This window comes from Vibrio sp. V08_P9A1T1, from assembly GCF_963874405.1.
GTDB lineage: Bacteria > Pseudomonadota > Gammaproteobacteria > Enterobacterales > Vibrionaceae > Vibrio > Vibrio anguillarum.
The window spans coordinates 1-6,366 of record NZ_CAWNIB010000096.1 but is presented as its reverse complement, the minus strand read 5'-3'; the positions used below and the strand labels follow the sequence as shown (position 1 = coordinate 6,366).

At 44.1% G+C, this 6,366-nt stretch carries 6 protein-coding genes; all 6 read right to left on the bottom strand.

Features of this window, described 5'->3' with window-relative positions; genetic code table 11:
* Positions 1 to 353 precede the first annotated feature (353 nt).
* A complete protein-coding gene (locus AACT21_RS04900; RefSeq protein WP_017046070.1) occupies positions 354 to 1,700 on the bottom strand; it encodes a magnesium transporter in 1,347 nt (448 codons plus the stop codon).
* Positions 1,697 to 2,263 (bottom strand): mechanosensitive ion channel domain-containing protein, encoded by a 567-nt coding sequence (locus AACT21_RS04895; RefSeq protein ID WP_013867977.1) that lies wholly within the window; start codon positions 2,261 to 2,263, stop codon positions 1,697 to 1,699. The genes AACT21_RS04900 and AACT21_RS04895 overlap by 4 nt, the downstream gene beginning before the upstream one ends.
* 136 nt (positions 2,264 to 2,399) lie before the next feature.
* Positions 2,400 to 2,930 (bottom strand): MarR family winged helix-turn-helix transcriptional regulator, encoded by a 531-nt coding sequence (locus tag AACT21_RS04890; protein WP_013867975.1) that lies wholly within the window; start codon positions 2,928 to 2,930, stop codon positions 2,400 to 2,402.
* Between the two features lie 4 nt (positions 2,931 to 2,934).
* A complete protein-coding gene (proX, locus tag AACT21_RS04885) occupies positions 2,935 to 3,942 on the bottom strand; it encodes a glycine betaine/L-proline ABC transporter substrate-binding protein ProX (RefSeq protein ID WP_094164455.1) in 1,008 nt (335 codons plus the stop codon).
* Positions 3,939 to 5,045, bottom strand: a complete 1,107-nt coding sequence (gene proW, locus AACT21_RS04880; RefSeq protein WP_017043350.1) for a glycine betaine/L-proline ABC transporter permease ProW — start codon at positions 5,043 to 5,045, stop codon at positions 3,939 to 3,941. Before proW ends, proX begins: the two co-directional genes overlap by 4 nt.
* Before the next feature lie 2 nt (positions 5,046 to 5,047).
* Positions 5,048 to 6,235, bottom strand: coding sequence for a glycine betaine/L-proline ABC transporter ATP-binding protein ProV (gene proV, locus AACT21_RS04875; protein ID WP_013867972.1), 1,188 nt, complete (start codon positions 6,233 to 6,235; stop codon positions 5,048 to 5,050).
* Positions 6,236 to 6,366: the final 131 nt, after the last annotated feature.

Here is a 6,366-nt window from a genome sequence, read left to right as displayed (position 1 = left end):
GTTCCAGTCTTTAGACTAATGGTAGAACCGGGCGGGGAATTCATAATCATATTTTCAATGGATTTAGAATCATCAATACCATCATTGGGTATTGCTGCATTTACATATGCTGTAGATAAAATAATAATTAAGATATAAAAAAGGCTTCTAATCATAATAGTAATCTCCAATTGTAAGAATGGAAATTATAATTTTATTGTAGATTTTATAACAGGCCGGATGTTTAATTCCACTCTAACTTACTAGAATATTCTAATTTTCTAGTAAGTTAGAGTGGAATTATCTGAAATGACATGCTTTTCTTGTTTAAAGTTGCCGTTTTTGATGTAAGCTGCTTCAAGCGGTTTGGAAAGCTACAACATCACTAAACTTGCTGTGCCCAAGAAGGCAAAGAAGCCGACAACATCCGTTACTGTGGTTAAGATGACAGAGCCCGCTAATGCTGGGTCAAGCTTAAACTTATCAAGCGTGATCGGGATGAGTACCCCAAACAGCGCGGCGGTAATGATATTTACAACAATGGCCAGTGAAATGGTGGCGCCAATCATCGCTGACTGGAACCAGAGCCCTGCCAAGGCACCAATGATCAACGCCCATAACAAACCGTTAATGGAACCAATACCAATTTCATTTTTGAGCAACGCAAAACGGTTACCCGGTGTAATTTGGTTCAATGCCATGGCACGTACCATCAAGGTTAAGGTTTGACTTCCCGCAATACCGCCCATCGAGGCAACAATTGGCATCAATACCGCTAACGCGACAACTTGCGAGATGACCGTTTCAAACATACCTATAGTGACCGAAGCGAGGATGGCGGTCAGCAGGTTGATCCCGAGCCAAAGGCCTCGCTTTTTGGAACTTTTAATGATGGGTGCAAATAAGTCATCTCCTTCATCCATACCCGTACCGGCCATTAAGCGCGATTCGTAAATCTCTCGTTGTGTACTCAGGGCAAATTGCCAGTCAATTTCACCCACTAAGATTTCATGGTTATCAATGATGGCGACAGTCGGCAATTGGGAATGTTCTAACGCTTCTACTGCTTCAGAAAGTGACTGGTGAGCATTCAGCGTAAAGAGATCATCTTGCTTGATGTTTTTCAGTAAAGTTTTGCTTTCAGCAAGCAAAATTTCTGTATAACTCACGATACCTTGGAATTTTTTTGCTTTGTTGATCAAATAGATATGTTGTGGAGAGTCATAATGATATTTCTCCAATAGTATCTTGGCTTTGTCGACACTGATGCTGAAAGGCAAGGTATACACTTTACGGTTTGCCCAGTGGCCAACTTCAGTATCTTCATAGGCATTGGCTTGATCATACAATTCAAGCTCGTCGCGACTAATTAAGCGCAGCGCTTCACTGATGATTTCATCAGGCAGAGAATCGGCCCATTCGAGCAGAGACAAGTTATCGAGTTTGGCGAGAGTCAGTTTTAGTTCTATTTCTGACAGTGCGTTGATGATAGAAAAACGTACTTCAGCACGCATCTCTGTCAGTACATCAATGTGTAGCTCTAAGGGTAGGCTACGCCACAGACGTACCCGCTGCTCGACAGGAAAAGCTTCTAAGATGATTGCGATCGAGCTTTCATCAAGCCCACTTTCCACGTACTCGCCGAGTAAGTCGATTTGTTGCTGCTCATCGGCTTTTGAAATCGTTTCAATATGCAGTGAAAGGTCTTGATATTCGTTCAACGTTTTACTCCGATAGGAAGTTGTTTCTTCTCGATTTTTTTCACGGCTTTTTCTGGAGTTTTGTTTAATACAATTACAGGGCGAACAATAAAGAGGTTGTTTGGATAGAGCACTGTATTGCCATCAACATTCTCTAATACGACATTGAGTAGGTTCATGTCGACGATTTTACCTTCAACAAAATTTGCGCCATCCACCACTCGCACCCATAAACCGATGCGACAGTGGTTTTGTACAAATAAAACCAGAAATGAGGTGACGTTGCTCAGCAAAGACCAACCTGCAAACAAACCGACGCCAAGCAACGCAAAAAGTGATGAGCCAACAACCAATAACCCACGCAGTTCCACGCCCCACATCATTAGCAGAGTCAACACTAACACCAAGAAGAGTAAGGTCTTCACCAGCCAACGTGCTCGTTTAAGCCGATGAATATCGACTTTGCCTATGACCATATTCTCAAACCATCGCACGGTGTAGCTGGCTGTTTTAGGATAAATAAGCAACGCCATGATCGTGATGATCCATTGATAATTTTTTTGAAATAAGTCTAAGTATTCCATGACGAATCAGAAAAAGGAGATTTGGTTCAAAATAACCGAAATTCAGTCAATTACAACCTCTAATCTGGCTGAGGTTGATAATTGGAATTGGGTTGAGAAAAAAGTAACCAATTTGCTTTAGTCGGTCGAATAAAAACTAGAGAGGATCATCGGGTTCTAGACTAGACAATAGCGTCGATGCTTCTATTTCTGGTGTTTTCATCATCATCGATAACCGCTGTAAAGTGGAGAGAATGAGAGTTTGTTCCCATGCGTTTAACGCCTGAAATTGTTCAATAAAGCTATCTTTTAGCAGTGTGGGTGCTTTGAGTAATAATTCATCTCCTGTTGGGGTCAACAACGCATGAACTTTACGTTTATCTTGTTGATCTCGCTCTCGAATGATCAGTGCGCGCTTTTCTAAGCGATCCAAAATGCTGGTCGCTGTAGCTTGGCTCATATTCGTATGATCGGAGAGTTGCTTTATGGTCATATCGGCCGAGTTTTGGATCGCACGCATTAACAATAGTTGGGGGCTAGTGAGGCCAAAATCTTTGTTTATTTTTTTGGAATGGAGATCTGTCGCACGAATAATTTGGCGTATAGCGACCAGTACTTCTTCATGAATATCCAATACTTTCCTCCTTGAAAATAAGCAGAGCCACCCTTTTGATATGGGTGGCTCCATATTCTTACTTCGCTGCTTCTTTGGCGGTTTTTATCCACGAATCGAATTCAGATTGGTGAGCTTTTATCCAACCATTGGCATGAGCTTCAATATCTTTGGCAGAGTTTTTACCTTTACTCATGATCATGTTTTGCGCACTGATATCATTAATATTCAACTTCATGATTTCAAAAAGTTTTGCTGCGGCTGGGTTTTCTAGAGCGAATTTTTTATTGGCGACAATCAGCATACTGTTCATCTCAAAGCCGAAGTTCTTTCCGTTGGGTAGGGTTGTATCGATATTTTTGCGCTCACCAGGTAGGGCAGAGAAAGGGACTTCAAGCCAGGTGACATCTTTACCAGGGACCAAAACCCCACTCACCCAATAAGGTGTCCAAGTGTAATAAAGGATAGGGTCGCCTTTTTTGTAGCGTGAAATTGTATCGGCAATGATAGCGGCATAGTTACCCTGGTTGTGAGTAACGGTCGGTCGTAAACCGTAGGCGGTTAAGTGCTCCTCAATCACCATCTCACAACCCCAGCCGGGTGTGCAGCCAGTTAAGTCTGCTTTACCATCGCCATTTGCATCAAACAGCTTGGCGATTTTAGGGTCTTTTAGCTGAGCAATATTAGTAATACCGTACTTATCTGCCGTTTTTTTATCAATCAAGTAGCCTTGCGCTGCTCCTGATATATATTGGCCTTTTCGATAGAACTTAGCGTCGCCGCCCGCCATCGAGTATTTGTCGGCGTGTAAAGGAAACCACCCAACGGCGAGATAGGTTGCATCGCCTTCGGCAATCGAAGTATAAGCCACGTTGTAGTCGACCTCTTTGGTCGGTTTGACATGGTACCCCAGCGCTTCCATCGCTTTGTTCACGATGAGAGTTTGAAATGTTTCTTCAGCTACTGTCGATTGCACGGGTTGTACACGGATACCTTCGCCGGGAAGTTTATTAGCCCAAGCGCTGATGGGTAATGCCGCCAATGCGATTAAACTGGTTGAGATTAACGTCTTCCATGCGTAATTCATTTCTGTTCTCCTAGATTGTTGGCACTCTGATGAGTCAGTTTTTGCTTCAGTAAATAAAAGGGTGAGATAGGGCCAGTTTGATACCAGCGTACTTTTTGATCGCGATTTTCTGTACCGATATGCTGAGTTAGGCGATCAAGTAAGATGGCGAGAATGACAATGCCAAGTCCCCCCACGGCAGCGAGTCCCATATCAAGTCGGCCAATACCACGCAAAACCATTTGCCCCAAGCCACCGACAGCAATCATGGAGGCAATCACAACCATCGACAGCGATAGCATCAGTGTTTGATTGACACCGGCCATAATGGTCGGCATGGCTAGTGGTAACTGAATACGGTAGAGCATCTGTTTTGGGCTTGCGCCGAATGCATGGCCTGCTTCGATAAGCTCTTCGGGAACTTGTTGAATACCTAAGATGGTTAAACGGACAATTGGTGGCAGGGCGAAAATAATGGTTACCACCACGCCAGGTACGTTGCCAATTCCGAACAGCATCACGATCGGGACTAAATACACAAATGCGGGCGTGGTTTGCATCGCATCCAAAACGGGGCGGATGAATTTTGCAGCCGTTTGATTTCTGGCCAGCCAAATCCCAAGTGGCAAGCCAATCAATAGGCAAAAGAATACCGAGGTCATGACCAAGGCGAGGGTGACCATTGCTTGTGACCACGCTCCGATTAATCCAATCGTAATCAGTGAGGCTAATGAAGCGATACCCATTTTAGGTCCAGCAAGTTGCCATGTGATCAAAAATAAAATCAACAACATCACAGGCGCTGGCGTTGAAACTAACGTGGTTTCAAATGAACTTAAAATAAAATCAACAGGTACTCTGACAGCTTGAAATAATGGCCTACCGTGTTCCACTAACCAACCCAGCCCGGTTTCAACCCAGTGATCAAAGGGGATAATTGCATCTTGAAATGGGTGCAGCCAATCGAAAGGCGCGGGAGCGTCGGTTGCGCCATTTAACCAATCACCTGCTGTAGTTGGAGACGCAGTAGTCGCTGACCAAGGATCGCTGCTGACAGGCGTTTGCGCGGTAGACGCCCATGGGTCAAGCGCCTCTGTGGATTGAATGTTGGTTTCCGTTGTCATAATTATTCCCTATCCAAAGTCTGCAATAAGCGTGATTTGGTGATCACGCCGTAATAATTTCCCTGCTGATCGACAACAGGCACGGCGTAGGGGACTTCAGCAACTTGGCTGATTAATTCACTAACAGACAGCTCCGGATCAACCGTCACAATGTCAGGCAGTAATGCCGCGCTAAGTGATGTTTGTTGCTTGAGAGCTTGTTTCAGAGAGTCGAGCGACACAATGCCAGAGTATTTATTCGTACGGTCAACTACAATTCCGTAGTCTCGGTCATGATCCATCAGTAACTGCATTGCTGCAGCCGGGCCATCATTGTCGTGTTTTTTAAAAACGGCCGCGGGTTTTTTACGGGCAATGTCTTTAGCTGAAAAAACACTGGCAACATTAACGCCACGAAAGAATGAACTGACGTAATCGTTAGCAGGATGATGCAATATTTCATCGGGCGTGCCCGTTTGTACGACGATGCCATCTTGCATGATGGCGATACGGTCACCAATTCTCATTGCTTCATCAAGGTCATGAGAAATAAAAACGATGGTTCGCTTATCATCATTTTGCAGGCGGATTAGTTCATCTTGCATTTCGGTGCGGATTAACGGGTCGAGTGCGGAAAATGCTTCGTCCATTAACAAAATGTCAGGGTCGTTGGCGAGTGCACGGGCCAAACCAACGCGTTGTTTCATCCCACCCGATAACTCATCAGGGAATGACTCACAGTAGGCGTCTAAGCCAACCCGAGCGAGCGCTTCTTTTGCACTTTTATTACGTTCATGAGCCACTACTCCTGATAGTTCCAATCCAAAGGCAGCGTTTTCAAGAACGGTCATATGTGGCATGAGTGCGAAGTTCTGAAATACCATTGAGATATTTTTACGTCTTACATCGCGCAGCTCTTGCTCTGAAATATGAGCAATATCCTTACCCTTCAGTAAAACACTTCCTTGGGTTGGCTCAATCAGGCGGTTCAACAATCGAACTAAAGTGGACTTGCCCGAACCGGACAAACCCATAATGACAAAAATCTCCCCTTCATTGATTGAAAGAGACACATCCTTGACCCCAACAGTGAGCCCGGTTTGCTCGAAAATTTGGTCCTTATCCAACCCTTTTTCTAACAGCGGGAAAGCTTGTTGCGGAGTCTCTCCAAATACCTTGTAGAGGTTCTTAACTTCTAACACGGGTGACATGATTTACATCCTTTGTTCTTCATGGCTATTTAATGTTTAGCCGTAAATATGTATAGTACACTAAACATTAATTTGACGGTTTTCAAGTTTTAACCCAGTTGTCATTAGCTATTTTGTCATTAACTTACTGA